Genomic DNA, 26414 nt, shown 5'->3' on the forward strand with positions numbered 1-26414 from the left:
TGCGGCTGGCGATAGATGATGTCCGGCCGTCTGTGGTTCTTTAAACGCTGGCGGCCGCGCTCACTGCAGGCGCGCCAGCTGCTGGCCGCCTCGGTGGGTCTGGTGGCCTTCCTGGCCCTGGCCGGCTACGCGCTGGACGCCGCCTTCGCCGATACCGCGAAGGCCAACCTGCGCGAGCGCCTCAAGAACTACGCCACCGCCTACGCGGCCGGTATCGACTTCACCCGCGACCGCTCGCTGTACATCCGCGAGCAGCCGCCGGATCCGCGCTTTGATGTTCCCGGCAGCGGCCTCTATCTGCAGGTCGTGATGCCCGACGGCAAGGGCAACTCCATGTCCGCCGAAGGGCCCATGCTGCCCACCGTAGGCGGCGGCATGCTGGCCCCGCGTCAGGAAGTCTTCGAAGGCCCGCTGCCGATGATCCAGATCGACGGGAGCGAGGGCTCGGCCTACCGCTATGGCATGGGCCTGGTCTGGGATGCCGACGCCGACCCCGCCACCGAATTCCCGTACACGATCTACGTGCTCGAAGACTCGCGCGCGCTCGGCGCGCAGCTGCGCGTATTCCGCGGGCGCGTGTGGTTCTACCTGGGTGGCATCGGTCTGATCCTGCTGCTGCTGCAGACCGTGATTCTGCAATGGAGCCTGCGCCCGATGCGGCGCGTGATCAACGAACTGACCAAGGTCCAGCGCGGTGAAACCGAGCGCATGAGCGAACGCCATCCGCGCGAGCTGGAGCCGCTGACCGACAGCATCAACGCCTTCATCGAGAGCGAACGCGAGAACCTGGAACGCCAGCGCAACACCCTGGCCGATCTCGCGCACAGCCTGAAGACACCGCTCGCGGTGTTGCGCACGCAGCTCGACAGTGGCGCGCGCGATGAGGATCTACGCGAAGAATTCGACGTGCAGCTGCGGCGCATGAACAACCTGGTGTCCTACCAGCTGGCGCGCGCGGCGTCGTCCGGCCACAAGCTGTTCTCCGCGCCGTTGCCGATCGAGTCCAACGCCGAAGAAATCGTGCGCGGATTGGAGAAGGTGTATGCCTCCAAGGGCGTGCTGTGCGAATTCGACATCGATCCGGCCGCGCGTTTCCATGGCGAGCCTGGTGACCTGCAGGAGCTGCTCGGCAACCTGCTGGAGAACGCCTTCAAGTGGGCCAAGCGCCGCGTGCTGCTGACCGCGCATCCGTTGCCGGCGCCCGGTGCGCGTCGCGCAGGCCTGGTGCTTTCGGTGGACGACGATGGCCCGGGCATCGCACCGGAAGACATCGCCAAGGTGCTGCAGCGTGGCGTGCGTGGCGATGAGCGCGTGCAGGGCCACGGCATCGGCCTGTCGATCGTGCAGGACCTGATCAAGGATTACCGTGGCGAACTGCAGGTGACGCGTTCGCCGGAACTGGGTGGCGCGCGCTTTGAAGTGAAGCTGCCGCCGGGGCCGTAAAGGCCGTACCGACCAGCAGTCGGTACCTACCCGTGGTCTGCAGGGTGCATCATCGATCTGGAGCGCCCGGCATTTCCAAGGCGCTGGTGGCCCACGACCGTTGGTCGTGGCGCGCCTCACCGCATCAGCGGTGACGGTCCATAGAACCGCTGCAGATGCCCGGCCACCGCCGGCATCTCACGCGCCAGCAGCGCCGGTGCGGAGAAGTGGTACTCGCTGACCACCGCGAAGAATTCTTCCGGCGCCTCGGACGCGTAGGGGTCGATCAACGTCTGCCGACCACTGTCCACCTCGGCGCAGAACGTGTCGTAGGCCTGCTGGAAATCCGCTGCCCATTGCGTTTGCCACGCCCGCGGCAACGGCGGCGTGCCGTCGATCGCCCCGTCCAGTGCATCGATCTTGTGCGCCATCTCATGCACCGCCACGCAGAACCCGGCCTCGGGATCGGCGATGTCGGCCTGGATGTCGGCCCAGGAGAGAATCAGCGGACCGCTGTCCCAGGATTCGCCGATCAGTGCGTCGTCCCATTCGTGCAGCACGCCGGCGGCATCCACATGGCTGCGGTGCACGCGGAACGCGTCGGGATAGACGATCAGCTGCGACCAGCCACGCAGGCCGATTTCGCCCAGTTCCAGCAACGGCAGGCAGCACAGCGCGGCCAACAGCACGCCGTCGGCCTCATCGAGCTGCAGTTCGGCGGCCGGGCTGATCGTCTTCTCGTGCAGGAAGCGGGCGGCGAGGGCGCGCAGGCGCTCGCGGCGGGCTGGGTCCAGCTGCTGCAGCCACGCGGCGCGGCGGCAGGTGCGGTCCCAGAGGGTGGGGTCGATCTCGCGTGGCGTGCGGCGCAGCCAGCCCAACAGTCGTTCGATCAGCGGAACATACCCGGCAGGAAGCTGTGCCATTTCGGCGCACGCAGGCGCGGCAGTACGTCGTCATCGCCGCCGCCGCCGGTGCTGGTACCGCTGCTGGCGCTGGGCTTGACGGTCGCCGGGGCGGCGGCCGCCGAGGCCGACGCGGGCGCACTGCGCTCGTTCTCGCTGCCGGAATAGACACACGCGCCGCGGCCCGCCGTGGTGAGCGCATCGGAAGCGTGCGCGGCCAGCGGGGCCATCAGGAGGAGCAGGCAATGGGCGAACGGGCGCATCGTCAACATCCACAGGGCGGGTCAAGTTCTCGATTCTAGCCCGATTCGCCCAGGGGATTGGAAGGCCTCCGGTGGGCGCTGGCGGCGGCTTTCCCGCATACTTTTCCCGTTTACCCGATGGAAGCTGCCGTGGACGACCGCCAACTGCTGGCCAAACTGGGCGCCGGGCGCCTGTCCGGCGACGCGCTGGCGCGCGAACTGGGCCAGACCCGCGCCGCGATTTGGAAGCGGATTCAAGGACTTAGAGCCGCCGGGGTCGATATCGACGGCCGTGCCGGTGACGGCTACCAGCTGCAGCAGCCATTGGACCTGCTGGAGGCTGATGCCATCCAGGCTGCGCTGCCGGGCCCGGTGTCCGCGGAACTGGCGTCGCTGGAGATCGCCTGGTCGGTGGCGTCAACAAACAGTGAATTGTTGCGTTGCAGCGCGCCGGAGCGCGGGGTGGCGGTGCTCCTGGCCGAGCGCCAGACCCGTGGCCGCGGGCGGCGGGGGCGGGTGTGGGCCTCGCCGTTGGCGGCGCATGTCTACCTCTCAGTATTACGCGGCTTTGCCGGTGGCCTGTCGCGGCTGGGCGGGCTCAGCCTGGTCGCCGGTGTCGCGGTGGCCGAAGCACTGCGCGAGGCGGGCTTCGGCGGTGTCGCGCTGAAGTGGCCGAATGACCTGGTCGTCGACGGCCACAAACTCGGTGGCCTGCTGATCGAAGGCGGCGGTGAATTCGCCGGCCCTGCGCGGGCCGTGATCGGGCTTGGCGTCAACGTACGCATGCCGGCCACCTTCGCGGCGGAGATCACCCAGCCCTGGACCGATCTGGACACGCTGTGTGGCGAACAGACCTCGCGCAATGCCGTGGTCGCCCGCATCCTGGCCGCGCTGCTGCCGGCACTGGACGCGTTCGAGCAGCAGGGCCTGGCGCCGTTCCTGGCCCGCTACGCCGCGCTGGACAGCCTGGCCGGGCGCGAGGTGCAGGTGGAAGAAGGCGGCGTCCTGTTTGCCGGCACGGCACTGGGCCTGGCCGACGACGGAGCACTGCGCGTGCGTATCGACGGCAGCGAACGGGTTTTCCATGCGGGCGAAGTCAGCGTGAGGGCGCAATGAGCGACTGGTTGTTTGACCTGGGCAATTCGCGCTTCAAGTTCGCGCCGCTGCAGGGCGTGCGCGCCGGTGACGTGCAGGCATGGCCGCATGGCGCCGAAGCAATGCCTGCGCTGGCACTGGAGGCGCTGCCCTCGGGCGATACCGCGTATGTCGCCAGCGTCGCAGCGCCGTCGCTGACGGCCGCCATGCTGGACGTGCTGCAGGCCCGCTTCCGCCACGTCCGTGTCGCGCGTACCGAGGCCGAGTACGCCGGTGTGCGGATCGCCTACGCCGACCCCAACCGCTTCGGCGTGGACCGCTACCTGGCACTGCTGGCCGTGGCGGCGCGTGGCCAGGCCGTGCTGATCGCCGGGGTGGGCACCGCGCTCACCATCGATCTGCTCGACGCCGATGGCCAGCATCACGGCGGGCGCATTGCCGCCTCGCCGACCACCATGCGCGAAGCGCTGCATGCGCGCGCCGTGCAGTTGCCGGCCGCAGGCGGTGACTACAGTGAGTTCGCCAACGACACCGCCGATGCGCTGGCCTCCGGCTGTGATGGTGCGGCGGTGGCCTTGATTGAACGCAGCCGCATGCAGGGCGGTGAACGCCTCGGCGCGCTGCCGCATCTGCTGGTGCACGGGGGCGGTGCACCGGCGCTGCTGCCGCTGCTCGGCGATGCCGAGTTCCAGCCCTCGCTGGTGCTTGATGGGCTGGCCCGCTGGGCCGTGCACCAACCGCCGTCGGCAGGCTAGGATCAGCCGATGCTCACCCGTGCCCTGATCGTCGTCCTGGTCATCCTCAACCTCGGTGTCGCGCTGTGGTGGCTGCTGCGCGGTGAACCGGTCAGCGCGCCGCCAGCTTCGCCGGTCGGTGTGGCCCAGCTGGAAGTGCTGCCGGCCACGCAGGCGCCGCCGGCTGCCGCAACGCCGCTGAACGCCGCGCCGGCACTGCAGGACGTCACGCCCGCTTTCGCGCCGGTGGCCCAGCCGCCGGTGCCCACGGCCGCGCCGACCACCGCCGAGCCAGCCGCCGCCGTGGCTGACACGCCTGCACCGGCGCCCGCCACCAGCGTGCCTGCACCGGCCCCGGTGGCGGCAGCTCCGGTACCGGCATCCACACCCGCTCCGATCACCGCAAGCCCCACGCCCGCCCAATGCGTGAGCCTGGGGCCGTTCGCTGACCGCGCTGCCGCCCAGGCCGCCCAGTCACGCGCCGGGGGAGCCCTGCGTGGGGCCAGGCTGCGCGAGGTCGCCGATGCCGGCGCCACCCGTTACCGCGTCCTGCTGCCGCCCGCTGCCAGTCGTGAAGAAGCGCAGGCCACGGTCAAACGCATCGTCGCGGCCGGGGTGAGTGATTACTACATCATTGCCCAGGGCGAAGAGGCCAATGCCATCGCGCTGGGCCAGTACCGCAACCGGGAAGGTGCGGACCGCCGCCTGGCGGCCCTGAGCGCGGCCGGCTTCAAGGCGACCATGGTCGCCAGCGGGGGCGATGGCAGCGCACAGTGGTGGCTGGATGCGACCCTGGCCGATGGCACCGGCGCCGCCGCGGTCCGCCAGCGCACCGGTGCGGCCCAGCAACGCTCGCTGGAATGCGCGCGCTTGCGCTAGAATCCCGGCTCCGCGACGGTCCTCCCGCCGCGATGCCCATGCCGGCATAGCTCAGTTGGTAGAGCAACCGCCTTGTAAGCGGTAGGTCCCCAGTTCGAATCCGGGTGCCGGCACCATTGATGCGCAGTCGATGACGACTGCTGCAGCGCCGCGAGTCGTATCACGCCGCGCTGGCTATGCTGGTCCTCTTTGCAATGGAGGCAACAGCGATGGCGATGTATTCCCCGGTGTCCCTGATTGGCGTGCCCACCGATATCGGTGCGGGCCACCGTGGCGCAGGACTGGGACCGGACGCCCTGCGCATCGCGGGCCTGGGTGACGCGCTCACCGCACGCGGCGTGGAGGTGCGCGACCTCGGCAACCTGGACGGCCCGCGCAACCCGTGGACGGCACCGGTGCAGGGCTACCGCCATCTGGACGAGGTGGTGGCCTGGAACCGCGCGCTGATGGAGGCGACCTACACCGAACTGCAGGCCGGCCGCATGCCGATCATGCTCGGTGGCGACCACTGCCTGGGGATCGGTTCGATCACCGCGGTCGCGCGCTGGTGCCGCGAGCAGGGCAAGGACCTGCGCGTGCTGTGGCTGGATGCGCATTCGGATTTCAACACCAGCGAGGTCACGCCCTCGGGCAACGTGCACGGCATGCCGGTGGCCTGCCTGTGCGGGCTGGGCCCGGACGCGCTGACCCGCCTCGGTGGTGATGCCCCGGCGATCCGCCCGCAGCAGGTACACCAGATCGGCATCCGCTCGGTGGACCAGGAAGAGAAGCGGCTGATCAAGCAGCACCAGGTGGATGTCTACGACATGCGCTACATCGACGAAGCCGGCATGAAGCGCACCATGGAGGCGGCGCTGGCCGGCATCGATGCCAACACGCACCTGCACGTCAGCTTCGACGTGGATTTCCTGGACCCCAGCATCGCGCCGGGCGTGGGCACGACGGTGCCGGGCGGGGTCAACTACCGCGAAGCGCAGCTGGTGATGGAGATGATCGCCGACACCGGGCGCATGGGCTCGCTGGACATCGTCGAGCTGAATCCGCTGCTGGACAACCGCAACGCCACCGCCGAACTGGCCGTCGATCTGGTCGAAAGCCTGTTCGGAAAATCGACGCTGATGCGCGATTGAGCAAGGCTGGCTGAACCGTATTTGCGTGCATTCACATCCGCTGCACGCCTCTCCCGCCAGATTGCACTTCACGCGGCGCCGTGTGGTTGAACCCACGGCACTGCAGGTCGGGAAGGGGAGCTGCGCTGGCGTGCTCTTCTGACAGGCGGGACCGGATTTCGGTATTGAATTTGAACAACCAGGAGAACCCCATGAAGCGTGTTATCGCACTGATGCTGTTGTCGATGTTCTCGGTGGCCATGCTGTCCGGCTGCAACACCGTTGCCGGTGCCGGCAAGGACGTGCAGAAGGCCGGTGAAACGGTCGAAGGCGCTGCCAAGGGCAACTGATCCAACCGATCAGTCGTCAACGGAAAAGGCCGGGATTTCCCGGCCTTTTTCATGTCCGCCAAATAGCGGTGCAGCGCGTGCAGTGGTGAATCATTCAAGCTCGTGAGCGTGCGTTTCATCGCTGCTTGACCGCGCGGCAACGCGGCCACGCGCATTCTGGACCCACGGCGAGATGGCCGTTGCAATCAAGGATGCGAACCCATGAACAAAGACATCATTTCCGGCAAGTGGACGCAGCTCAAGGGCAAGGCGCAGGCCAAGTGGGGCGACCTGACCGACGACGATTTCAAGGTGGCCGAAGGCAATGCCGAGTACCTGGCAGGGCGCCTGCAGGAACGCTATGGCTGGGCACGCGACCGTGCTGAAACCGAAGTCCGCGACTTCGAAGCGGCCATGCGCAAGGATTATCCGGATTACCACTGAGTGGTGATCCATGACGACGGCGCCGCCGTCGGGGGTTGAAACCGGAACGGGCCGCGAAAGCGGCCCGTTTTCTGTGAGGCACCTGCGCGATCAGCGGCGGCGCTGCGGCGGGGGATCGGGCACGTATTGGCCCGGGAAGGCCTGCGGCTCGTCGCGCACCGGCGCGCGTGACCTTGGAATGATCCCGCGTGCCACCAGATTGCGCTCGCTGTCGTAACGCACCTGCACCTGCTGCGTCGGAAAGGCCGTGTCGCGTTCGAACGCGGTGTTGCGCACCCGCGACGGCTCGCGCTGGCCGTGGCCGGTGCCCAGTTGCGGTGCCGGGGCGGTGGAACCGGTCACCCGCACACGCTCCGTCGTCGAGGAGCGTGCCTGTGGGCGTGCCCTGGCATCGGCGGAGTCGGCCACGGCGGGGGCGGCTTCCCATGACACCCGCCCCGCCTCGCGGAACACGGCCACGCCGATCACGCCGATGTTGGCCGGGCGTCCGGTGCGGCCGGCGTAGCTGCGGTCCGGATCGGTGAACACGAACTGGGCGACCTCGTCGGCGGATTTGCGCCAGCCATGGATGTCGGTGGTCTGCCACGGGTTGAGCACGTAGCCGGTCTGGTGGGGCGCGGCCACCTCGCCGCTGATGGCATTCAGGCCATCGACCGAGAGCACCACCAGCACGCGCTCGGCGCTGCCGTTGCGCAGGCGCACGCTGTAACGGTGGCCCTGCTGGCCCGCGATCCAGCGCTGGCCGTCCTGGCGGTACTGGGTCAGGGCTTGGCCGCTGTCGCGGTCGATCACCGTCAGGTGGACCGGCCCGGTGTCGTAACGAAGCGGCAGCGCCGGCTTGAACCCGCACAGGGCCAGCACGGCAAGCAGGGGCAGGATCAAACGTTTCATGGCAGGGCTCCGCAGGGCAGGTGCACGATCAAACGCACGGGCCGGGCCAACGGGGTCGAGCGCGGGCAGGTAAACTGGGGCGGTTCATCTGTCCGCATTGATTCCCCATGACTACCCGCGTCCTTACCGGCATCACCCCCTCCGGCACGCCCCACCTGGGCAACTACGTCGGCGCCATCCGTCCGGCGATCACCGCCAGCCAGGCCTCGGAAATCGAGAGCTTCTTCTTCCTGGCCGACCTGCACAGCCTGATCAAGGCGCAGGAGCCCGAGCGCACCCAGCGCTCCACGCTGGAGATCGCGGCAAGCTGGCTGGCGTGCGGGCTGGATCCGGACAAGGTGTGGTTCTACCGGCAGAGCGACATCCCGGAAACCACCGAGCTGATGTGGTTCCTGACCGTGATCGCCAGCAAGGGCATCCTCAACCGCGCGCATGCCTACAAGGCCGCCGTGGACAAGAACCGCGAAGAGCAGCTCGACGACGATGCCGGGGTCAGCGCGGGGCTGTTCATGTACCCGGTGCTGATGGCCGCCGACATCCTGATCTTCAAGGCCAACCGCGTGCCGGTCGGCCGCGACCAGATCCAGCACATCGAGATGGCGCGCGATTTCGCGCAGCGCTTCAACCACGTCTACGGCCAGGAGTTCTTCCCGCTGCCGGAGGTGGTGATCGATGAGCAGGTCGCTACGCTGGCGGGACTGGACGGCCGCAAGATGAGCAAGAGTTACCACAACACCATTCCGCTGTTCGCCCCGCGCGCGGAGTTGAAGAAGCTGGTGTTCTCGATCCTCACCGATTCGCGCGCGCCGGGTGAGCCCAAGAGCACCGAAGGCTCGGCGTTGTTCCAGATGTACCAGGCCTTCGCCACCCCGGAGCAGACCGCTGCGTTCGCGCAGGCCTTCGCCGAGGGCATCAGCTGGGGTGATGCCAAGCAGCAGCTGTTCGAGCGGATCGACAGCGAGATCACCCCGCTGCGCGAACGCTATGACGCCCTGATGGCCGAGCCGGAGAAGATCGAGGCGCTGCTGCGCCGTCGTGGCCAGCAGCTGCGCGAGCAGTTCGCCGTGCCGCTGCTGAAGGAGCTGCGCCATGCGGTTGGCCTGCGCGATCTGTCCACCGCCGGTGATGTACCCAGCGAGGAAAGCGGCGCCGCGCGCGCGGCACCGCCGCTGTTCAAGCAGTACCGCGAAAAGGACGGCCGCTTCTACTTCAAGCTGCAGGCCGGTGACGGCACGCTGCTGATCCAGAGCGAGGGCTTTGATTCGCCGCGCGACGCCGGCCAGCTGATCGGCGTGCTCAAGCAGACCGAGCATGGCGACGGGCTGCAGAGCGAATTGTTCAAGCTCGAGGCGGAGGTGGATGTCGTGCTCGCCGCACTGCAGGCACTGCGCGAGTAACGCCGCCTGCTGGCCAACACCCAGCCACCCGCAGCCCCACGTAGTGCCGGCCGCTGGCCGGCAACCAGGCGAGCGCGCCATCACACAGGCTTCGGCCGTTGGCCGGTGCCACCGCTATGGCATGATGCCCCTGCACGCCGCGGGGCGTGTTCCTGCACGGGAGACTGCGATGGCCTGGTTGTCGTTGTTGTTGTTCCTGCCCTGGTTCGTGCTGCTGGGCACGCTGTACTGGCTGTTCCCCCGCCAGCCGCGTGGCACCGCGCGCCGCGTGTTCGACGGCGCCGCGCTGGTGCTGGCCTTCGTGCTGAGCATCCTGGCGATGCTGTGGGGCCACCATATCGGCGTGGTCCAGAACGATGCCGGTCCAATCTGGCGGCAGGTACTGGCCGTGCTCTATGCCTACGGTGCCTTCCTGGCGGTGATGGTGGCCGCGGTGCTGCTGCGCGGGCCACTGCTGAGCGCGACTGCGACCAAAGCCGCATCGAAGCCGCTGCACTGATCGACGTAAGATGGGGGCGTTTCGTGCCAGGGATGCGTTGATGCACTCCGACCCCAGCATTCATACGATCGACACCGCGTTCCAGCGGGATGATTTCGATGCCGCCTACCTGATCGTCGAGAACGGCCGGGCAGCGTTCATCGATTGCGGCACCGGCCTGGCCGTGCCGGCGATGCTCGCCGCGCTGACGCGCGCCGGCTGCACGCCCGAGCAGGTCGACTGGCTGATCCTGACCCATGTGCACCTCGACCACGCCGGCGGTGCCGGCCTGCTGATGCAGCAGCTGCCCAACGCCACCGTGGTGGTGCATCCGCGTGGTGCGCCGCATATGGTCGACCCGACCCGCCTGATCGCCGGGGCCACCGAGGTCTACGGTGAGGCGGAAATCGCGCGCAGCTATGGGCCGATCCTGGCCGTTGCCGCTGACCGGGTGGTGATCGCCGAAGATGGGCACACCGTGGATCTGGCCGGGCGCACGCTGCTGTGCGTGGACACGCCGGGGCACGCCCGCCATCACCTGTGTGTGTGGGATGCGCGCAGCCGCAGCTGGTTCACCGGCGACACCTTCGGGCTGTCCTACCGCGAGCTGGACAGCGCGCAGGGCGCCTTCATCGTGCCCACCTCCTCACCGGTGCAGTTCGATCCGGAGCCGCTGAAGCAGTCGATCGCAAAGATGCTGGCTTACGATCCGCAGGCCATGTACCTGACCCACTACGGGCGCGTGGCACCCCCGCGCAAACTGGCTGACGATCTCGTCGAACAGATCGATGCCATGGTCGAGATCGGTCGCCAATGCGATGGTCGGCCGGATCGGCATCGCTGCCTGGTCGCGGCGTTGACCGCGCTGTACCTGGAACGCGCGCAGGCGCATGGCTGCCCGCTGGATGATGAAGCGGTGGCCCGGGTGCTGGCGATGGATATCGAACTCAACGCCCAGGGCCTGGCGTGCTGGCTGGATCGCGACCGCCGCTAGTGCACGGTCACGGGGGTGTCACGTTACACTCCGGTGTCCTGTTTTCCGTCCTGGTGTCTGCCGTGAATCCGATGCGCATGCTGCTGCTGTCGTCCTGCCTGTTCGTGGGCGGCCTGGCCCACGCCGCCAATGACCTGCCCGGCGGCGGCATCGATCCGGAGGCACTGTCGCGACATGTGCGGATCCTGGCCTCGGACGAGTTCGAAGGCCGCGCCCCGGCCACGCCCGGTGAAGAGCGCACCGTCCAGTACCTGATCGAAGAGTTCAGGAAGTACGGCCTGCAGCCCGGCGGCGTGGATGGCGGCTGGGTGCAGCCGGTGCCGATGGTGCGTGCGCAGGTCGATGGCCCGGTGCGTGCGCAGCTGCGCCAGAAGGGCAAGCAGCGCGCCCTGGTCAATGGCGAGGACGTGACCCTGCAGAGCCTGCGGCCGCAGGATGCGGTGGCGATCAAGAACGCCCCGCTGGTGTTCGTCGGCTACGGCATCGATGCCCCGAGCGCCACTGGAACGATTACAAGGACGTCGACCTGCACGGCAAGATCGCCGTGGTGCTGATCAACGACGCCGATTTCGAGGCCGACCAGCCGGGCGCATTCGATGGCAAGGCCGTGACCTACTACGGCCGCTGGACCTACAAGTTCGAAGAAGCCGCGCGCCGCGGTGCGCAGGGCGTGCTGATCGTGCACGAGACCGCACCCGCCGCGTATGGCTGGGCCACAGTGAAGAGCTCGGGCACCTCGCCGCTGTTTGATATCGAACGCACCCGCGAGCAGGCCCTGGCCCAGCACGTGCCGGTACGCGGCTGGATGCAGCGCAGCCTGGCCGAGCAGCTGTTCCGCGATGCGGGCCTGGATTTCGAGGCCGAGAAGCGCCGTGCCATGACCCCGGCCTTCAAGCCGGTGGCCTTGGGCGATGCGCAGCTCTCGGTGGACTTCAAGCTCAAGCGCGAGCAGGTGATCACCCGCAACGTGGTGGCCAAGCTGCCGGGCGGCGCGCACGCCGATGAAGCGGTGATCTTCTCCGCGCATTGGGATGCTTTCGGTATCGGCCAGCCCGATGCCAAGGGCGACCGCATCCGTCGCGGTGCGATCGACAACGCCACCGGCGTGGCCACCGTGCTGGAGCTGGGCCGCGTCTTCGCTGCCGGCCCGCAGCCGCAGCGCACGCTGTACTTCGTCGCGCTGACCGCCGAAGAGAAGGGCCTGCTCGGGGCCAGCTACTACGCCGCGCACCCGCTCGCCCCGCTGGACAAGACCGCCGCCGTGTTGAACATCGAGATGTTCAGCCCGGATGGCCCGACCCGCGACATCGCCTCGTGGGGCAAGGGCCGGGTCTCGCTGGAAGGGGATCTGGAGCGCGTGGCCAAGGCACGTGGCCGCACCTATTCGCCCGATCCGAATCTGGAAGCGGGCTTCTTCTACCGCGCCGACCACTTCGCCTTCGCTCGCCTTGGCGTGCCAGCGATCACCATCGGCCCGGGGCTGGACATGCGTGAGGGCGGGATCGAGAAGGGCCGTGAACTGCGCGATGCGTACTTCGCCGCCTGCTACCACCAGGCCTGCGATGCGTGGACTCCGAGCTGGGACCCGAGTGGTCATGCCGCCGACACCCTGCTGGTCTACGACCTGGGCGCGGAACTGGCCAACAGCCGTCGCTGGCCGCAGTGGGAAGAAGGGTCCGAATTCCGCGCCGAGCGCGAGAAGAGCGAATCGGCGCGCCGCTGAGGCGTACCGCAGGCGGCGCTCAGCGCCGCCGCAGCAGGCGCCACGCGCCCCCGCCACTGGCCGCGAGCGCGGCCAGGCAACAGGCCATCATCGCGCCGAACGGTTGACCCATGGCAACGCAGCGCCCGTCCGGGCGCTGCGTTGCGTAAGAGGACGTGCTGGCCTGGGCGAACGCCGCCGGTACCCGCACTGCCGGCATCCACCCGCCCAGCGTGATCGCGGGGCGGGTGGTGCGGCCGTTACTTCCGGGTGCCATCGAGCCAGTTCGGGCCCTTGTTGGTCAGGAAGAACATGTAGACCACCAGCGACACCGCGATGATTGCCGTGACATACACCGCGAACATGCCGACCTGGCCGGTCTTCAGTGCGCCCTGGTACAGCAGCGGCGCGGTACCGCCGAACAGCGAGTTGGCCATCGCGTAGCCAAAGCCCACGCCCAGCGCGCGCACATGGGTTGGGAACAGCTCGGCTTTGACCACCGCGTTGATCGAGGTGTAGCCGGTGAGGATCACGAAGCCGATACCCAGCACCAGGAAGGCCATGAACGGATCGTGCTGGTTGGGCAGCTCGGTGATCAGGTACCAGCTGTACAGCACGCCACCGATGCCGAAGAACACCAGCAGGCTCTTGCGTCCGACCATGTCCGACAGCCAGCCGCCGATCGGCTGCAGCACCATCAGGAAGGTCAGCACGCCGAGGTTGATGAGCGTGCCGGTCATGACGTCATTGCCCGCGAACGCGCTCTGGATCATCTTCGGCCCGTTCACCGAGTAGGTGTAGAACGCGACGGTGCCGCCGGCGGTGATCAGGAAGCACAGCAGCAGCGGACGCCACTGGTTGACGAACAGCTCACGCATCGAGCCGGAGGCCTTGGCACGGCCATCGCGTGCAGCTTCGATGGAATCGGACTGCAGCGATTCATCCATGGTCCGGCGCAGCCAGAACACCACGATCGCACCGATGCCGCCGATGCCGAACGCCACGCGCCAGCCCCACGCGGAGATTTCCGGCTTGTCCCAGAAGGTCAGCATGCACAGCAGGGTTAGCTGTGCGAGCACATGGCCACCAACGAGGGTGACGTAATGGAACGAGGACAGGAAGCCGCGGCGCCCGGGTATGGCGGCTTCGGACATGTACGTCGCACTGGTGCCGTACTCGCCACCGGTGGCGAAGCCCTGCAGCAGGCGCGCGAACAGCAGGATCACCGCCGCCCAGATGCCGATCTGCGACGCGGTGGGGGTGATCGCGATCAGGAACGAACAGGCGGCCATCATCGTGACCGACACTGTCAGGGCCAGGCGGCGGCCGTAGCGGTCGGCGAAGCGGCCGAAGTACCACGCACCGATCGGGCGCATCAGGAAGGTGGCGGCGAAGATCGCCCACACGTACATGGTGGAGTTCTTGTCGGCGGCCGAGAAGAACTGGGATTCGAAATAGACGGCAAAGACGGAGTAGACGTAGACGTCATACCACTCGACCAGATTACCGGCCGAGCCTTTGAGGGTATTGGAGATGGAGCGCCGCAGGGCGGCCCGTTCGGGGTGTGCCGCAGTGGCGGGGACGGAAGTGCTCATGCAGGGTAGGGGTCCTGGCTGGGAAGCGTTGATTACTCTTGTTACCTTACCGCACGTCAAAAACGGGTGCGTGTCAGGCATCACGGTGCGGCTGGATGAAATCAGCGTGCCAGCACAAAGCGTGCCGCGCCATCGGCAACGGCCTAGAATTCGTGTTCCCCCGCACCGTGGTGGCCCATGGCCGTCCTACCCCCTTCCCCGTCGGCCGCTCCCCGCAGCGGCCTGGTCGTCCTGGCGCTGCTGCTGGTGTACGTGGTCTGGGGGTCCACCTATCTGGGGATCCGACTGGCGCTGGAGGGCGGCGCGCTGCCGCTGACGATGGTCTCCGGTGGCCGCTTCATCATCGCCGGTTCGCTGATGTACGCCGTGTTGCGCTGGCGTGGCTCGCCCGCGCCGACCCGGCGCCAGTGGCGGAACCTGGCGATCATGGGCCTGACCATGCTGGTGCTGGGCAACGGCATGGTGGTGCTGGCCGAGCGCACGGTCTCCTCGGGCCTGGCGGCGACCGCCGTCGCCTCGGTGCCGCTGTGGATGGCCCTGTTCGGCGCGATGCGTGGGCAGAACGCCAGCCGCGGCGAGTGGCTGGGCATCGCGATTGGCTTCCTCGGCGTGGTCTGGCTCAACGCCGGCAGCAGCCTGACCGCCTCCCCGCAGGGCCTGATCCTGCTGCTGATCGCCCCGATCGGCTGGGCCTTCGGCTCGATCTGGGCACGCGGCCTGGACCTGCCCAGCCCCTTCATGACCGCCGCCGGGCAGATGCTCTGCGGTGGCGCGATGCTGATCGTGCTCGGCCTGCTCAGCGGCGAACGCCCGACCACCTGGCCCAGCATGAATGGGCTGCTGGCGGTGGCCTACCTGTGCATGTTCGGTTCGATCGTCGCCTTCACCGCCTACGTGTGGCTGCTGCATAACGTGCGCCCGGCGCTGGTGGCCAGCTATGCCTACGTCAATCCGGTGATCGCGGTGATCCTGGGCGTGATCATCGGCAACGAGCACTTCGGCGGGCGTGACCTGCTGGCCATGGCGGTGATCCTGGCCGGCGTGGTGGTGCTGACCCTGGCCCGGACGCGCGCGAAGTGAGCCTGCCCGCACCACACAGCCTGCAGGAGCAGCGCCGCGGCCTGGCGATCACCGCGTTCACCTTCACCCTGTGGGGCCTGGTGCCGGTCTACTGGCACCTGCTCAATGCGGTGCCCTCGCAGCAGATCATCGCGCACCGCATCATCTGGAGCACGGTGCTGGTGGTGGCCTGGCTGCTGCTGAGCAACGGCCCGGGCTGGTGGAAGGCTATCGCGGCGCAGCCACGCGCGCTGCCGACGTTGGCGCTGAGCAGCGTGGCGATCGCGTTCAACTGGGGCCTGTACATCTGGGCGATCAACGCCGGGCATGTGATCGAGACCAGTCTGGGCTACTTCATCAATCCGCTGGTGAGCGTGGTGCTCGGCGTGGTGGTGCTCAACGAGCGCCTGCGCCGCCAGCAGTGGCTCGCGGTGGGCTGCGCGGCGCTCGGTGTGGCATGGCTGACCATCGATGCCGGCAGGCCGCCCTGGATCGCCCTGGGGCTGGCCTGTTCGTTCGGCCTGTACGGGTTGCTGCGCAAGATGATTTCGGTCGACCCGGTGGCGGGGCTCGGGGTGGAAAGTCTGTATCTGTTCCTGCCGGCGATCGGGTTCGCGCTGTGGAGCGAGAACGGGCACGGCGGGGCGTTCTTCAGTGGCTGGGGCTGGCGCAATGATGCGCTGTTGATCCTTGGCGGAGCGGTGACGGCGCTGCCGTTGATCGGGTTCGCGTACGGGGTGAAGCGGATTCCGCTGTCGCTGGTGGGAATCCTGCAGTACATCGCGCCGAGTATCGGGTTGTTGTTGGGCGTGTTCTTTTTCCGCGAGCCGTTCGATACGGCCAAGGCGGTGGGTTTCGCTGCGATCTGGACCGGGTTGCTGCTGTTCATCGGCGACAGCGTGTGGCGGTCGCGTGCTAGTGGTGCGTTGAAGCGCTGAAGCCTGAAAGCCTGAAAGCCTGAAAACTTGAGCCCTGGTTTGCTGGGCTGCGTGGCCAGGCGGGGTGTGGGTGGGTGCGCGGGACCCGCCGTGAACCCATCCATGGATGGCGGCATACGAGCTTACATGGGTGAAGGCGCATTGCTTGCGAGGCACTGCCTCGCATGCGACTGAACGCAAAGCCGCCAGCGGCTGGGCCGGGCCGCGGAGCGGGACTTGCAGCGGGTCCCGACAACCCACCCGTGCCCGCCCACGCCAGGCGAGTCCAGCACTGAAGGCTGTTGTTCCAAGGAGCTATTGCTCCAAAGAGCTGTTGCTCTTAAAGCCATCGCTCCAGAAGCCATCGCTCCAAAACTGCAGCGCAAAAAAAAAAGACGGCGCCCGAAGGCGCCGTCTTACTTCCACTCGGCGGCTTGGAGAGAGTAAGCCGCAGATCAGAAAGGGGTGATCAGGCAAGCCCGATCAGAAACGCTGCTGGTACTTCATGTACATGTAACGGCCGATATCGAACCCGCCGTAGTACGTGAAGCTGCTGTTCGGCTGGCTGTACATGATCGGACCCTGATGGTCGAACACATTGTTCACGCCCATCGAAACGGTACCGTTCCACGGCAGCACGTAACGCACCTGGATGTCGTGGAAGGTGTTCGAACCCACCTTGTTGACGCCCTGGCGGCCCGTGTACGCCGAGCTGAAGCCGGGATTGCTGCACTCGGTCGTGTACGCGCAGTTTTCCTTCATGCTGGAGTAGTAACGCGCCGTCCAGCCCAGGCCGAAGTTGCCGTACTGATAATCCAGGTTGAGGTTCGAACGCACGCGGAAGTTGCCTTCCCAGCCCGTGTACTGACGCACCGGCGTGGTGTCGACGTTGTCGTTCTTGCGCTCCAGGTAATCCACATACGTGGTGTTCCAGGAGACCGCGAACTTGCCGATCGCCAGTTCCGGCAGGCGGTAACGCACCGAGAGGTCATAGCCGGCGGTTTCCTGGTAGCCGGCGTTGAGCAGCGTACGGTCCAGGCCGTTGACCTGGCCGATGGTGCGGCCCGACTTGGCACGGGTGAAGCGGTCGCATGCGGCATCCACACCCAGCACATAGCACTGGTTGAGCATGTCCGTGGCCGACTCACCGACGATCACGTCGTTGATGCGGATCTTCCACCAGTCCAGGCTCAGGTCCAGGCCCGAGACGAACTCCGGGCTGTAGACCATGCCCACGGTCCAGGTCTTGGCGGTTTCCGGCTTCAGTTCCGGGTTGGAGCCCGAGCTGAAGTCGGTGCCGCCCTGCTGGCCCGGCACCGTCGCAGCGCTGCCGTCCGCGGCGAGCTGGCGGAAGTTGGCCGGGACACCATTGGCCAGGCAGCGCGCCAGGACCTGCGGGTTGTTGGCGGCCGCACCGAAGTTGGTATCGCACGGATCGGTGTACGAGTCGCGCGTGCTGGTGGTACCGCCGTACAGATCTTCCACGGTCGGCGCGCGGAAGCCGGTGCCGTAGGTGGCGCGCACCAGCAGGCTGTCGATCGGCTTCCACTTCAGGCCGAACTTGGTGTTCGTGGTCGAGCCGAAGTTGTTGTAGTCCGAATAGCGGCCGGCCATGTCCAGCGACAGCTCACGCGCGAAGGCCATGTCGGCCAGCAGCGGAACCTGCAGTTCCAGGTAAACCTCGTTGAGCGAGTAATCGCCCTGGGTCGGCTGGCCGGTGGTGCCGGCGATCTGGCCGTTGCGGACCATCAGGTCCGGCGAGTAGCTGGCTTCTTCGCTGCGGTGCTCGACACCCAGCGCACCCAGGATGTCACCGGCCGGCAGGGTGAACAGCGAGCCGGAGATGTTCGCGCTGGCCACCTTGGTGGTGCTCTGCATCTTGTCGGTGAAGCGGGTGAACAGGAAGTCCTGCACGTCCTGGTTGCTCATCGAGCCCGGGCCGGTATAGCCCATCGGCGCCAGCGGGTTCCACGGGGTGCAACCGGCGATCACGTTGCCCACGCTGCCGCAGTGGGCGACGTTGTTGGCATCCAGGAACGACGGGCCGACCGACTGGTTCACGTTCGGCTGGTACATGCTGCCCGTGCCGATGCGCTCGCCTTCATTGCGGTTGTACATGTAGCTGACGTTCCAGTCCCAGTAACGCGAACCGGTGTCGAAGCTGCCTTCCAGGCCCAGGCTGGCGCGCTTGGTGGTCAGGTTGTTCTCGGTGCCGCGCGGCAGCTCTTCGGTACGGTGCGCGAAGGCAACGTCCTGGCCGAACGGGTTGAACGCGCTGTCCTTGGACAGCAGCGCACGCGAACCGGTGCTCTGGTACGGGTAACCGGCCAGCTGCTTGCTCGACTCGCGCTCGCTGTACAGCGCATCGGCGACCAGGCGCAGGTCATCGGTGATGGAGAAGCCACCGTTGGCGAACACCGACTTGCGCTGCAGACCGGTGAGCAGGCTCATGTTGGTCTTGGTGTTGGCGTCGTTGGCCTTGTCGGCCGGCGTGAAGTTGCCGAGCTGGGTCGGATCGCCGCCCGGGCCCACGCTGAGGTTGCGGCCGTTGACGGTCGCATAGCCCCACGGGGTGACGCCGCTCAGGCCGTCGCCGGTGTGGCGCGGGCCGTTCGGGTAGGCGGTGAACTCACGCGCGCCGCCCAGGACCGGATCTTCGTCGGTGTACTCGCCACCCACGGTGACCCAGCCGCGGTCGAAGGTCTTGCCGAAGGTCGCGCTGTAAGCAGTCTTCTGGCCGTCACCTTCGCTGTACTGGCCAACGTAGGCGTTGACTTCGGCACCGTCGAAGTTCTTGCGGGTGATGATGTTGACCACGCCGGCGATGGCGTCCGAGCCGTACAGGGCCGACGCACCGTCGGTCAGCACTTCCACGCGCTCCACGATCGAGGACGGGATCGAGGCCAGGTCGGAGTAACCGCCGGCGCTGACGCCCATGCGGCGGCCGTCGATCAGCACCAGGCTGCGTTCCGGGCCCAGGTTGCGCAGGCTCACGTACATGCCGCCGAAGTCGCGGCCCGATTCCAGCGAGGAGGCACGGCTCATGCTCGGCGAACCGGCGGCGGTGACGTCCTGCAGGATGTCGGCGACGTTGACGTAGCCCTTCTTCTCGATCTCGGCGCGGTTCAGCGCAACGACCGGCTGGGCCGATTCGACGCTGGCCTGGCGGATGCGCGAGCCGGTGATCTCGATGCGATCGAGGTTGGTGGTGCCGTCATCGGCACTCTGTGCGAAGGCGGGGGCACTGCAGCTGGCGACAAGCGCGATGGCGATCGCGTTGCGCAGCGGATTGGTCTTCAAATACATCCGTGCGTTTCTCTTTCTCTGTAAAAACATTCGCCCGTTCGGGCGGCGTGGGGCACAACACACCACGACGTGGGGGGCGGGAGTCTAATGACTTTTCAAATTTTTTACTTTCATTTGAAAGCGTAAAAAGCGCTTTAAATGAACGATGGCTGACAAAACCACGCATTCAGACGAAACCTTTTTCACATCGTCGCGAGACGCATGCAGAAGCGGTCCGCCGCGCTGGGTCGATGCGCAATAGCGGCGACGTGCGAAGCAACTTGAGCGCGTGCGACGTTCCTTTGCAGCGTGCGTACAGCTGCGCGCTGGAGATCTAAACGTGCAGTGAACGTGCGCTGCAAAAAAAAGAACCGCACTCTTGCAAGTGCGGTTCCGGAGTTGCTATTTCGCGTGCGCGATCACGCGCACGCGCGTTGTTCAAACGTATCGCTCAGGTCTCGCGCAACGCCGTGGTGATCGGCAGTCGCGCCGCGCGCAGGGCCGGGAACAAGCCGCCCACCAGGCCAATGCCCAGCGCCCACTTCAAGCCTGTCCACAGCAGCTGCGGCGACACCTGGAACTGGAACACCACCTGGCTGAAATTGTTGCCCAGCGTGGAAACGGTGTAGTTGTTGAACACCAGCCATGCCACCAGACCGCCGAGCAGGCCGCCGAGCAGCGCCAGGAGCATCGTCTCCAGCATCACCGCGGTCACCACCGGCACGCCACGGAAACCGATCGCACGCATCGTCGCGATCTCTCGGGCACGCGTGGCCACCGCCGCATACATGGTGTTGAGCGCACCGAACACCGCACCGATCGCCATGATCGCGCCGATCCCCGTGCCCAGGATGCTGATCAGCTTGCTCAGGCCACCGGACTGCTTGCGGTAGTAGTCACGGGTGGTCTCCACATCCAGCTTCAGGCGCGGGTCGGCCTCCATGGCCGCCTTGAACTGCTGGAAGCCCGCGGCCCCTTCGGTGCGTACGTTGACCGACTGGTAGGCACTGCGGTTGTAGGTGGTGGACAACGTCTGGGTGTCCGACCACAGCTCCGACTCGTGCACATCGTTGGAGGCGAACACGCCCACCACCGTCCACTCCTGCTTGCCCAGCTGCAGGGTCTTGCCGATCTCCAGGCCCTCGAACTGCGCCTGGGCGCCCTTGCCGACCACGATTTCGCGCAGGCCGGGCTTGAACCTGCGGCCGGCGATGATGCGCACGTTGTCGCGCACCGCCCACGCCTGCTCGCCAACGCCGCGGAACTGCACGTTGGTATCGCTGTGGTCGCTGCGCGAGAGCAGGCTGATCACCTGCGACAGCTCGGCGGAGATCAGCGGCTTGCCATCGCTGCCCCGGGCCACGCCGGGCAGGTTCTCGATCAGTGGCACCTGGTCGCGCATGATCACCGAGTTGGTTTCGGCCTGTGAGCCGCCGCGCAGCACGATGGCCACGTCATCGCTGCCGCTGCGCTCCAGGGTGGCCTTGAAGCCATCGCCCATCGCCAGCATCGCCACCAGCACCCCGACCACGCCGGCGATGCCGACCACGATCACCGAGGAGGCACCCCAGCGCTGCGGCAGGCTGGCGATGCCGATCCGCGCTGCTGCCAACGACAGACGGCCAGCACGGGTGAGCACCAGCCAGGCGGCCAGCAGCATGGCGATGGCCAGCACCATCCACCACGGCAGCACGATCCACACCACCAAGGCGACCAGCAGCGCCAGCACCGTCACGACGTTCCACATCCATTGCTTGTTCATGGTGGTCTCCTCAGCGCCCGGCCAATGCATCGACGATCTTCAACCGCTGCGCGCGCAGTGCCGGCAGCAGGCCCACCACGATCCCGATCACTGCCATCAGGCACAGCGCCACCCCCCACGTCTGCGCCGGCACGCCGGGCAGGCTGATCATGCCCTGGCTGCTGGCGCTGATCACCGGCATCACGATCGAGGCCAGGCCCATGCCGATCAGCCCGCCGAGCACGATCAGCAGCACCGACTCCACCATCACCAGCACCAGCACGGTGCCATCCTTGAAGCCCAGCGTCTTGAGGATCGCCAGCTCCGGGATGCGCTCGCGCACCGCCTGGGCCATGGTGTTGCCGGTCAGCAGCACCAGGGTGAAGAACACCGCCGCCATGATGCCGGTGACGATCAGGCCGATATCGGCGAACTGCTTGGCGAAGGCCTGCGAGAACGAGGCCTCGGTCTGCGACTTGGTTTCGTGGTCGGAATTCAGCGACAGCGCATCGATCGCCTGGGCGACGCGCGAGGCGTGTGCGGGGTTCTCCAACTGGACGGTATAGAAACTGACCTGGTTCTTGATGTAATCGTTGGATTCATCGAAGTAGCTCCAGTGCAGCATCAGCTGGTTTTCCGCACTGGCGTTGTTGCGGTCCTTGGCCCGGTAGATGCCGCTCAGCACCAGCGGCCAGTCGTTGCTGCCCTTGCGCGGGAAGATCGTGGCCTGCATCGGAATGGTATCGCCCACTTTCCAGCCGAAGCGCTTGGCCAGGGCTTCACCCACCAGCGCACCGGTCCGGGTGTTCTTGAACGCCTCGGCCTGCTCGGGCGGCAGCTCGAACTCGGGGTACAGGTCCATGTAGTTGTCCGAGACGGAGAAGCTCGGGAAGAAGTTCTTCTGGTCCTGGTAGATGCCGCCGAACCACATCGCGTAGTTGACCTTGCGCACGCCGGGGGTGGCTTCGATATCGCGCAGCAGCCGCAACGGCAGGCTCTGGGTGATCGACAGCTTGGAGGAGACCACCAGCCGCTTGGCACCTTCGATGGTGTCACCGCCGGAGTTGAAGGCCACCCGCACCGAATCGAGCATGCCGAACAGCAGGAAGGCCGCCACCACCGACAACAGCGTCAGCAGGGTGCGGGTCTTGCTGCGGAACAGCTGTGCCCAGACCAGCGAAAAATATTTCATCGCCGCATCCTCCGTCAGTGGGCCGCTGGCGCGCCGGCCAGTTCGCCCTTGTCGAGGTGCACCGTATGGGTGGCGTACTCGGCGGCCTTGGGATCATGGGTGACCATGATGATGGTCTTGCCGTGTTCGCGGTTGAGCTGCTGCAGCAGCCCCAGGATTTCCTCGGCGGACTGGCGGTCCAGGTCGCCGGTGGGCTCATCGCAGATCAGGAAGGTGGGGTCGGAGACGATCGCACGGGCGATCGCCACGCGTTGCTGCTGGCCACCGGACAGTTCGTTCGGGCGGTGGCTGCGGCGGTCGGCCAGGCCGACCAGGGTCAGCGCGATCTCGGCATTGCGCTTGCGTTGTGCGGCGCCCAGGTGGGTGAGCAGCAGTGGCAGCTCCACGTTCTTCTGCGCGGTCAGCATCGGCATCAGGTTGTAGAACTGGAACACGAAGCCGACGTGATGGCTGCGCCAGGTGGAGAGCTGGCCGCCGCTCATGCGGTCGATGCGCTCGCCTTCGATCTCGATCTCACCGCCGGTGGGCGTGTCCAAGCCGCCGATCAGATTGAGCAGGGTGGTCTTGCCCGAGCCGGACGGGCCCATCAGCGCGACGAAATCGCCGGACTGGATGTCCAGGTCGATACCGTGCAGCACCTGCACTTTCTCGGGGCCGCGCTGGTAGGTCTTGGTGATGTTGCGGAGCGAAACCAGGGTGGACATGGGTGGTTCTCCGTGGATCGGTTGGAAAAACGTACGGCGCGTCAGGGCGAAGGCTTCCGGACGCCAGGGGGACGGGCAGCGCTCACCGTGCGCGCCGGGACGGCACGAGGAAATCGCACTTGCCGCGAGCGTGAGCGGCTCGCGTACCGCGTGGGCGCAGGCCGGTGGCGCATTGGCCACGCAGCCCGTTGTCTGTCAGGGGGTTTCGGTGACCTTGCTGCCATCGTGCAGCTCGGCCGGTGGGGTGGTCACCACGACCTCGCCGGCCTTCAGGCCCTGGGTGACCTGGCGGTCGTTGTTGAGCGTGGTACCCACGGTGATCGCGCGCTGTTCCACCCGGGCATCGTCCTTGACCACAAAGGCGACGGTCTTCTGCCCGCGCTCCACGATCGCCGAGGCCGGCACGCGCACGCCCTGCGGCCTGGCGGCTTCGGCGGGGCGGGCGCCTTCCAGGAAGCTGACCCGCACGCCCATCTCGGGAACGATGCGCGGGTCCTTGGCCTTCAGCGCCACGCGCACTTTCACGGTGGCCTTGCCGCGGTCGGCAGTGGGAATGATCGCGATCACCTCGGCCGGAATTTTCCAGTCCGGGTAGGCATTGAGGGTGGCTTCGACCGGCATCTTCGGCTGCACCCGGCCGATGAAGGATTCGCCGACCTCGACTTCGATCTCCAGCGAATCCATGTCCACGATGGTGCCGATGCCGGTCCGGGTAAACCCGCCGCCGGCCGAGAGCGGCGAAACGATCTCACCCGGCTGTGCGGCCTTGGCGGTAACCACGCCGGAGAACGGCGCGCGCACGATGTTGTTGTCCACGCCCAGATCGGCGATCGCCAGTGAATCGCTGGCCACGGTGGTGTTGCGCTGGGCAGTCTTGAGCTGGGCGCGCAGGGTGTCGCGCTGGGCGATGGCCAGGTCGTACTGGGAACGCGAGACCAGTTGCTGGCCGACCAGTGCCTGCAGGCGCCCGGCCTCGGCATCGGCCTGGGCCACCTGCGCCTGCAGACCGGCCAGTTGGCTGCGTGCGGCCTCGAGCTGCGAGGCCGACAGGCTGCGCTGGGCGTTGGCATCGATCGGGTCGAGCGTGGCCATCACCTGGCCTTCTTCCACGCGCATGCCTTCCTCGATCATCACCTCGCGGACCTTGCCGGTGATCTTGGCCGAGACCGTGGCCATGCGCCGGGCGACCACATAGCCGCTGGCGTCGAGCACCGAGCTGCTGGCACCGCCCTGCTGGATCGCCACGACGGGCGCGGTGGTCACGGCGATGGGGCGCTCGCGGCCGAACACGAACCAGGCCAGGCCGGCGAGCAGGATGAGAAGGACGACCGCCAGCGCGATCCAGCGGCCACGTCGCGGGGGCGACGGCGGCGGCGAACCGGCCTTGCGGTCGATACGGAGTTCCTTGAGCAGTTCAGCGGATGCGTTCATCGTGAGTCTGGACGGGGAATCGGGCCGAGTGTGACCGCATCGGCGGCCGAGGGGCAAACCGGCACGGTGGCCGGGTGGCGGACAGCATGCCCGGCGGCCTGGCGCGGCGGCAGTGACAGCTGTCACCTGCATGGGCTGACGACGGCCACTGGGGCGGCCGCGTCGGGCAGCAGACGCTATGGGTGTCCTCCGCGGGAGTCCGCCATGTCCATCTCCACCGCCTCACCCCTGGCCCGCCTGCACGACGCCCAGGTTCACTACGGCAGCGTCGCCGCCCTGCAGGACGTGAGCTTCTCGTTGCACCGCGGCGAAGTACTGGCCCTGCTCGGTCGCAATGGCGCCGGTAAGAGCACCGCCATTTCGCTACTGCTGGGCCTGCGCCGCGCCGATGCGGGTCGGGTCGAACTGCTCGGCGGCGACCCGCAGGACCGCGGCTGTCGTGGCGGCATCGGGGTGATGCTGCAGGCGACCGCGTTACCACCGGTGCTGCAGGTGCGTGAACTGATCGATCTGGCGCGCACCTGCTATGTAGATCCGCGCTCACTGGAGGATTGCCTCGCATTGGCCGGGCTGAGCGACCTGGCCCGTCGCCGCTATGGTCAGCTGTCCGGTGGTCAACAGCGCCGCGTGCAGTTCGCCATCGCGATCTGCGGCCGGCCGCAGCTGCTGTTCCTCGATGAGCCGACCACTGGCCTGGACATCCAGGCGCGGCAGCAGCTATGGCAGGCGATCCGGCAGCTGGCGGCCGAGGGCTGCGGTGTGCTGCTGACCACGCATTATCTGGAAGAAGCCGAGGCGCTGGCCCAGCGCGTGGTGGTGATCGAACAGGGCCGGGTGCTGGCCGATGGTCCGCTGGCGCAGTTCCGCCAGCAACTGGCACCGCGTCGCATCCGCTGCCGCAGCACGCTTGAGGTGGACGCGCTGAAGACCTGGCCGGGCGTGCGCGAGGTGGTCCGCGACGGCCTGCGCCTGCAACTGCTGGCCGAGCCGGCAGAGCCGGTGGTGGCGCGCCTGCTCGCCGAAGATCCGCAGCTGCACGAACTGGAAGTGCATGGCGGCGGGCTGGCCGACGCCTTCGTCGAACTGACCCGGGAGGCCGCATGAACACCGTGATGGATTCCGTCGCCGCTGTGCCTGCCCGCGCGCCGGCCTGGCCGATCTACCGTGCCGAGCTACGCTGCGAACTGCGCCGTGCCTGGCGCTATCCAGGCTTCGTGCTGCCGTCGCTGCTGTTCCCGGTGTTGTTCTATTCGTTGTTCGGCGTGCTGCTCGGCCGCGGCCAGGCCTCGATCTATCTGCTGGCCACCTACTGCGTGTTCGGTGCGATGGCGCCGGCGCTGTTCGGCTTCGGGGTGCAGCTGGCGTTGGACCGCGAAGGGGGCCTGCTCACGCTTAAACGCGCGCTGCCGATGCCGCCAATGGCACCCTTGCTCGCGCGTCTTCTGATGGCGCTCCTGTTTGCAGTAGTGGTGGCCTCGCTGCTGATCACGGTGGCGATCGTTGCGGGCGTGGCGGTTACACCCGGGGCGGTGTTCCATCTGCTGGCGGTGGCGGCGTTCGCCGCGCTGCCGCTGGGCGCGATCGGCCTGCTGATCGGCAGCCACGTCAGTGCCAGTGCCGCTCCGGCCGTCGTCAACCTGGTGTATCTGCCGTTGGCCCTGCTGTCCGGGCTGTGGTTGCCGCTGTCGATGCTGCCATCGCTGTTCACCACGCTGGCACCGCTGTGGCCGACCTGGCATCTGGCCCAGCTGGCGCTTCCTGCGGTCGGCCAGCCGGCACAGGGCAGCACGTGGGTGCACGTGGCCGTGCTGCTCGGCATCACCGTGGCGGCCCTTGGGCTGGCCCGGCGCCGCCTGCGGCGCATCGGCTGAA

At 67.3% G+C, this 26414-nt stretch carries 24 protein-coding genes, 1 tRNA gene and 1 pseudogene; 16 read left to right on the plus strand and 10 right to left on the minus strand.

The features are described 5' to 3' along the window. Nucleotides 1-18: 18 nt before the first annotated feature. Nucleotides 19-1443: a sensor histidine kinase gene (locus tag BIZ42_RS10640; RefSeq protein WP_019185515.1), complete on the plus strand. Its 1425-nt coding sequence runs from the start codon at nucleotides 19-21 to the stop codon at nucleotides 1441-1443. Between the two features lie 116 nt (nucleotides 1444-1559). Here BIZ42_RS10640 and BIZ42_RS10645 read toward each other — a convergent pair whose 3' ends face one another. Together BIZ42_RS10645 and BIZ42_RS10650 are read right to left on the minus strand one after the other, a co-directional pair. Further along, nucleotides 1560-2345 (minus strand): M90 family metallopeptidase, encoded by a 786-nt coding sequence (locus tag BIZ42_RS10645; protein WP_019185516.1) that lies wholly within the window; start codon nucleotides 2343-2345, stop codon nucleotides 1560-1562. Next, nucleotides 2312-2587 (minus strand): hypothetical protein, encoded by a 276-nt coding sequence (locus BIZ42_RS10650; RefSeq protein WP_026070147.1) that lies wholly within the window; start codon nucleotides 2585-2587, stop codon nucleotides 2312-2314. Before BIZ42_RS10650 ends, BIZ42_RS10645 begins: the two co-directional genes overlap by 34 nt. A gap of 129 nt (nucleotides 2588-2716) precedes the next feature. Between BIZ42_RS10650 and birA the strand changes: the two genes are divergently transcribed. The 7 genes from birA to BIZ42_RS10685 all read left to right on the plus strand — a co-directional run bounded on the left by birA (nucleotide 2717) and on the right by BIZ42_RS10685 (nucleotide 7156). Further along, entirely contained in the window at nucleotides 2717-3682 is a 966-nt protein-coding gene (birA, locus tag BIZ42_RS10655; RefSeq protein WP_026070148.1) for a bifunctional biotin--[acetyl-CoA-carboxylase] ligase/biotin operon repressor BirA, read from the plus strand. Continuing rightward, entirely contained in the window at nucleotides 3679-4416 is a 738-nt protein-coding gene (locus BIZ42_RS10660) for a type III pantothenate kinase (RefSeq protein WP_070426420.1), read from the plus strand. Before birA ends, BIZ42_RS10660 begins: the two co-directional genes overlap by 4 nt. Before the next feature lie 9 nt (nucleotides 4417-4425). Beyond that, complete coding sequence (locus tag BIZ42_RS10665) at nucleotides 4426-5274, plus strand: SPOR domain-containing protein (protein WP_070426421.1); 849 nt, start codon at nucleotides 4426-4428, stop codon at nucleotides 5272-5274. A 40-nt stretch (nucleotides 5275-5314) separates the two neighbouring features. Next, nucleotides 5315-5390 (plus strand) — tRNA-Thr (locus BIZ42_RS10670). Between the two features lie 93 nt (nucleotides 5391-5483). Then, nucleotides 5484-6404 (plus strand): arginase, encoded by a 921-nt coding sequence (rocF, locus tag BIZ42_RS10675; RefSeq protein ID WP_019185521.1) that lies wholly within the window; start codon nucleotides 5484-5486, stop codon nucleotides 6402-6404. Nucleotides 6405-6595: 191 nt separating this feature from the next. Next, on the plus strand, nucleotides 6596-6733 hold the full coding sequence (locus BIZ42_RS10680; RefSeq protein WP_019185522.1) for an entericidin A/B family lipoprotein: 138 nt from the start codon (nucleotides 6596-6598) through the stop codon (nucleotides 6731-6733). Between the two features lie 201 nt (nucleotides 6734-6934). Then, nucleotides 6935-7156: a CsbD family protein gene (locus tag BIZ42_RS10685; protein WP_019185523.1), complete on the plus strand. Its 222-nt coding sequence runs from the start codon at nucleotides 6935-6937 to the stop codon at nucleotides 7154-7156. Nucleotides 7157-7246: 90 nt separating this feature from the next. On the opposite strand, the gene BIZ42_RS10690 is transcribed toward BIZ42_RS10685, so the two are convergent. Further along, the gene (locus BIZ42_RS10690) at nucleotides 7247-8047 is read right to left on the minus strand and encodes a hypothetical protein (protein WP_070426422.1); all 801 of its coding nucleotides are present in this window, start codon (nucleotides 8045-8047) and stop codon (nucleotides 7247-7249) included. Nucleotides 8048-8154: 107 nt separating this feature from the next. Here BIZ42_RS10690 and BIZ42_RS10695 point away from each other — a divergent pair, with 107 nt between their 5' ends. The 4 genes and pseudogenes from BIZ42_RS10695 (at nucleotide 8155) to BIZ42_RS10710 (ending at nucleotide 12639) form a co-directional block, all read left to right on the plus strand. After that, nucleotides 8155-9444 carry a tryptophan--tRNA ligase gene (locus BIZ42_RS10695; protein WP_019185525.1) on the plus strand — a complete coding sequence of 430 codons (1290 nt, stop codon included), beginning with the start codon at nucleotides 8155-8157 and terminating at the stop codon, nucleotides 9442-9444. Between the two features lie 169 nt (nucleotides 9445-9613). Then, complete coding sequence (locus BIZ42_RS10700) at nucleotides 9614-9943, plus strand: hypothetical protein (RefSeq protein WP_019185526.1); 330 nt, start codon at nucleotides 9614-9616, stop codon at nucleotides 9941-9943. Between the two features lie 40 nt (nucleotides 9944-9983). Beyond that, nucleotides 9984-10916 carry an MBL fold metallo-hydrolase gene (locus tag BIZ42_RS10705; protein WP_070426423.1) on the plus strand — a complete coding sequence of 311 codons (933 nt, stop codon included), beginning with the start codon at nucleotides 9984-9986 and terminating at the stop codon, nucleotides 10914-10916. Nucleotides 10917-10987: 71 nt separating this feature from the next. After that, nucleotides 10988-12639 (plus strand): annotated as a pseudogene (locus tag BIZ42_RS10710) (M28 family metallopeptidase). A gap of 19 nt (nucleotides 12640-12658) precedes the next feature. Here BIZ42_RS10710 and BIZ42_RS19545 read toward each other — a convergent pair. Both BIZ42_RS19545 and BIZ42_RS10715 read right to left on the minus strand, forming a co-directional pair. After that, nucleotides 12659-12895 (minus strand): hypothetical protein, encoded by a 237-nt coding sequence (locus BIZ42_RS19545; RefSeq protein WP_156785727.1) that lies wholly within the window; start codon nucleotides 12893-12895, stop codon nucleotides 12659-12661. Further along, on the minus strand, nucleotides 12879-14213 hold the full coding sequence (locus BIZ42_RS10715) for an MFS transporter (protein ID WP_070426424.1): 1335 nt from the start codon (nucleotides 14211-14213) through the stop codon (nucleotides 12879-12881). Before BIZ42_RS10715 ends, BIZ42_RS19545 begins: the two co-directional genes overlap by 17 nt. A 177-nt stretch (nucleotides 14214-14390) precedes the next feature. Here BIZ42_RS10715 and yedA point away from each other — a divergent pair, with 177 nt between their 5' ends. Both yedA and rarD read left to right on the plus strand, forming a co-directional pair. Next, entirely contained in the window at nucleotides 14391-15293 is a 903-nt protein-coding gene (gene yedA, locus BIZ42_RS10720) for a drug/metabolite exporter YedA (RefSeq protein WP_019185531.1), read from the plus strand. Further along, the gene (rarD, locus tag BIZ42_RS10725) at nucleotides 15290-16210 is read left to right on the plus strand and encodes an EamA family transporter RarD (protein WP_070426425.1); all 921 of its coding nucleotides are present in this window, start codon (nucleotides 15290-15292) and stop codon (nucleotides 16208-16210) included. The genes yedA and rarD overlap by 4 nt, the downstream gene beginning before the upstream one ends. Nucleotides 16211-16672: 462 nt before the next feature. Here rarD and BIZ42_RS10730 read toward each other — a convergent pair whose 3' ends face one another. From BIZ42_RS10730 to BIZ42_RS10750, 5 genes are all read right to left on the minus strand, one after another. Continuing rightward, on the minus strand, nucleotides 16673-19495 hold the full coding sequence (locus BIZ42_RS10730; RefSeq protein WP_070426426.1) for a TonB-dependent receptor: 2823 nt from the start codon (nucleotides 19493-19495) through the stop codon (nucleotides 16673-16675). 430 nt (nucleotides 19496-19925) lie between these two features. After that, on the minus strand, nucleotides 19926-21236 hold the full coding sequence (locus BIZ42_RS10735) for an ABC transporter permease (RefSeq protein WP_070427508.1): 1311 nt from the start codon (nucleotides 21234-21236) through the stop codon (nucleotides 19926-19928). Between the two features lie 10 nt (nucleotides 21237-21246). Further along, nucleotides 21247-22407, minus strand: a complete 1161-nt coding sequence (locus tag BIZ42_RS10740) for an FtsX-like permease family protein (protein WP_046274366.1) — start codon at nucleotides 22405-22407, stop codon at nucleotides 21247-21249. Between the two features lie 14 nt (nucleotides 22408-22421). Continuing rightward, nucleotides 22422-23111, minus strand: a complete 690-nt coding sequence (locus tag BIZ42_RS10745) for an ABC transporter ATP-binding protein (RefSeq protein ID WP_019185536.1) — start codon at nucleotides 23109-23111, stop codon at nucleotides 22422-22424. A 195-nt stretch (nucleotides 23112-23306) separates the two neighbouring features. Then, complete coding sequence (locus tag BIZ42_RS10750) at nucleotides 23307-24542, minus strand: efflux RND transporter periplasmic adaptor subunit (RefSeq protein WP_070426427.1); 1236 nt, start codon at nucleotides 24540-24542, stop codon at nucleotides 23307-23309. A gap of 204 nt (nucleotides 24543-24746) precedes the next feature. Here BIZ42_RS10750 and BIZ42_RS10755 point away from each other — a divergent pair, with 204 nt between their 5' ends. Beyond that, entirely contained in the window at nucleotides 24747-25646 is a 900-nt protein-coding gene (locus BIZ42_RS10755; RefSeq protein WP_070426428.1) for an ABC transporter ATP-binding protein, read from the plus strand. Beyond that, the gene (locus tag BIZ42_RS10760; protein ID WP_070426429.1) at nucleotides 25643-26413 is read left to right on the plus strand and encodes an ABC transporter permease; all 771 of its coding nucleotides are present in this window, start codon (nucleotides 25643-25645) and stop codon (nucleotides 26411-26413) included. Before BIZ42_RS10755 ends, BIZ42_RS10760 begins: the two co-directional genes overlap by 4 nt. Nucleotide 26414 lies beyond the last annotated feature (1 nt).

It is taken from the genome of Stenotrophomonas sp. LM091 (assembly GCF_001806305.1).
In the GTDB taxonomy this organism is placed as follows: domain Bacteria; phylum Pseudomonadota; class Gammaproteobacteria; order Xanthomonadales; family Xanthomonadaceae; genus Stenotrophomonas; species Stenotrophomonas bentonitica_A.

Coding starts and splice junctions, on each gene's coding strand:
- BIZ42_RS10640 (WP_019185515.1), top strand. CDS start 19: ATGTCCGGCCGTCTGTGGTTCTTTAAACGCTGGCGGCCGCGCTCACTG.
- BIZ42_RS10645 (WP_019185516.1), bottom strand. CDS start 2,345: ATGGCACAGCTTCCTGCCGGGTATGTTCCGCTGATCGAACGACTGTTG.
- BIZ42_RS10650 (WP_026070147.1), bottom strand. CDS start 2,587: ATGCGCCCGTTCGCCCATTGCCTGCTCCTCCTGATGGCCCCGCTGGCC.
- BIZ42_RS10660 (WP_070426420.1), top strand. CDS start 3,679: ATGAGCGACTGGTTGTTTGACCTGGGCAATTCGCGCTTCAAGTTCGCG.
- BIZ42_RS10665 (WP_070426421.1), top strand. CDS start 4,426: ATGCTCACCCGTGCCCTGATCGTCGTCCTGGTCATCCTCAACCTCGGT.
- rocF (WP_019185521.1), top strand. CDS start 5,484: ATGGCGATGTATTCCCCGGTGTCCCTGATTGGCGTGCCCACCGATATC.
- BIZ42_RS10680 (WP_019185522.1), top strand. CDS start 6,596: ATGAAGCGTGTTATCGCACTGATGCTGTTGTCGATGTTCTCGGTGGCC.
- BIZ42_RS10685 (WP_019185523.1), top strand. CDS start 6,935: ATGAACAAAGACATCATTTCCGGCAAGTGGACGCAGCTCAAGGGCAAG.
- BIZ42_RS10690 (WP_070426422.1), bottom strand. CDS start 8,047: ATGAAACGTTTGATCCTGCCCCTGCTTGCCGTGCTGGCCCTGTGCGGG.
- BIZ42_RS10695 (WP_019185525.1), top strand. CDS start 8,155: ATGACTACCCGCGTCCTTACCGGCATCACCCCCTCCGGCACGCCCCAC.
- BIZ42_RS10700 (WP_019185526.1), top strand. CDS start 9,614: ATGGCCTGGTTGTCGTTGTTGTTGTTCCTGCCCTGGTTCGTGCTGCTG.
- BIZ42_RS10705 (WP_070426423.1), top strand. CDS start 9,984: ATGCACTCCGACCCCAGCATTCATACGATCGACACCGCGTTCCAGCGG.
- BIZ42_RS19545 (WP_156785727.1), bottom strand. CDS start 12,895: ATGGCACCCGGAAGTAACGGCCGCACCACCCGCCCCGCGATCACGCTG.
- BIZ42_RS10715 (WP_070426424.1), bottom strand. CDS start 14,213: ATGAGCACTTCCGTCCCCGCCACTGCGGCACACCCCGAACGGGCCGCC.
- yedA (WP_019185531.1), top strand. CDS start 14,391: ATGGCCGTCCTACCCCCTTCCCCGTCGGCCGCTCCCCGCAGCGGCCTG.
- BIZ42_RS10730 (WP_070426426.1), bottom strand. CDS start 19,495: ATGTATTTGAAGACCAATCCGCTGCGCAACGCGATCGCCATCGCGCTT.
- BIZ42_RS10735 (WP_070427508.1), bottom strand. CDS start 21,236: ATGAACAAGCAATGGATGTGGAACGTCGTGACGGTGCTGGCGCTGCTG.
- BIZ42_RS10740 (WP_046274366.1), bottom strand. CDS start 22,407: ATGAAATATTTTTCGCTGGTCTGGGCACAGCTGTTCCGCAGCAAGACC.
- BIZ42_RS10745 (WP_019185536.1), bottom strand. CDS start 23,111: ATGTCCACCCTGGTTTCGCTCCGCAACATCACCAAGACCTACCAGCGC.
- BIZ42_RS10750 (WP_070426427.1), bottom strand. CDS start 24,542: ATGAACGCATCCGCTGAACTGCTCAAGGAACTCCGTATCGACCGCAAG.
- BIZ42_RS10755 (WP_070426428.1), top strand. CDS start 24,747: ATGTCCATCTCCACCGCCTCACCCCTGGCCCGCCTGCACGACGCCCAG.
- BIZ42_RS10760 (WP_070426429.1), top strand. CDS start 25,643: ATGAACACCGTGATGGATTCCGTCGCCGCTGTGCCTGCCCGCGCGCCG.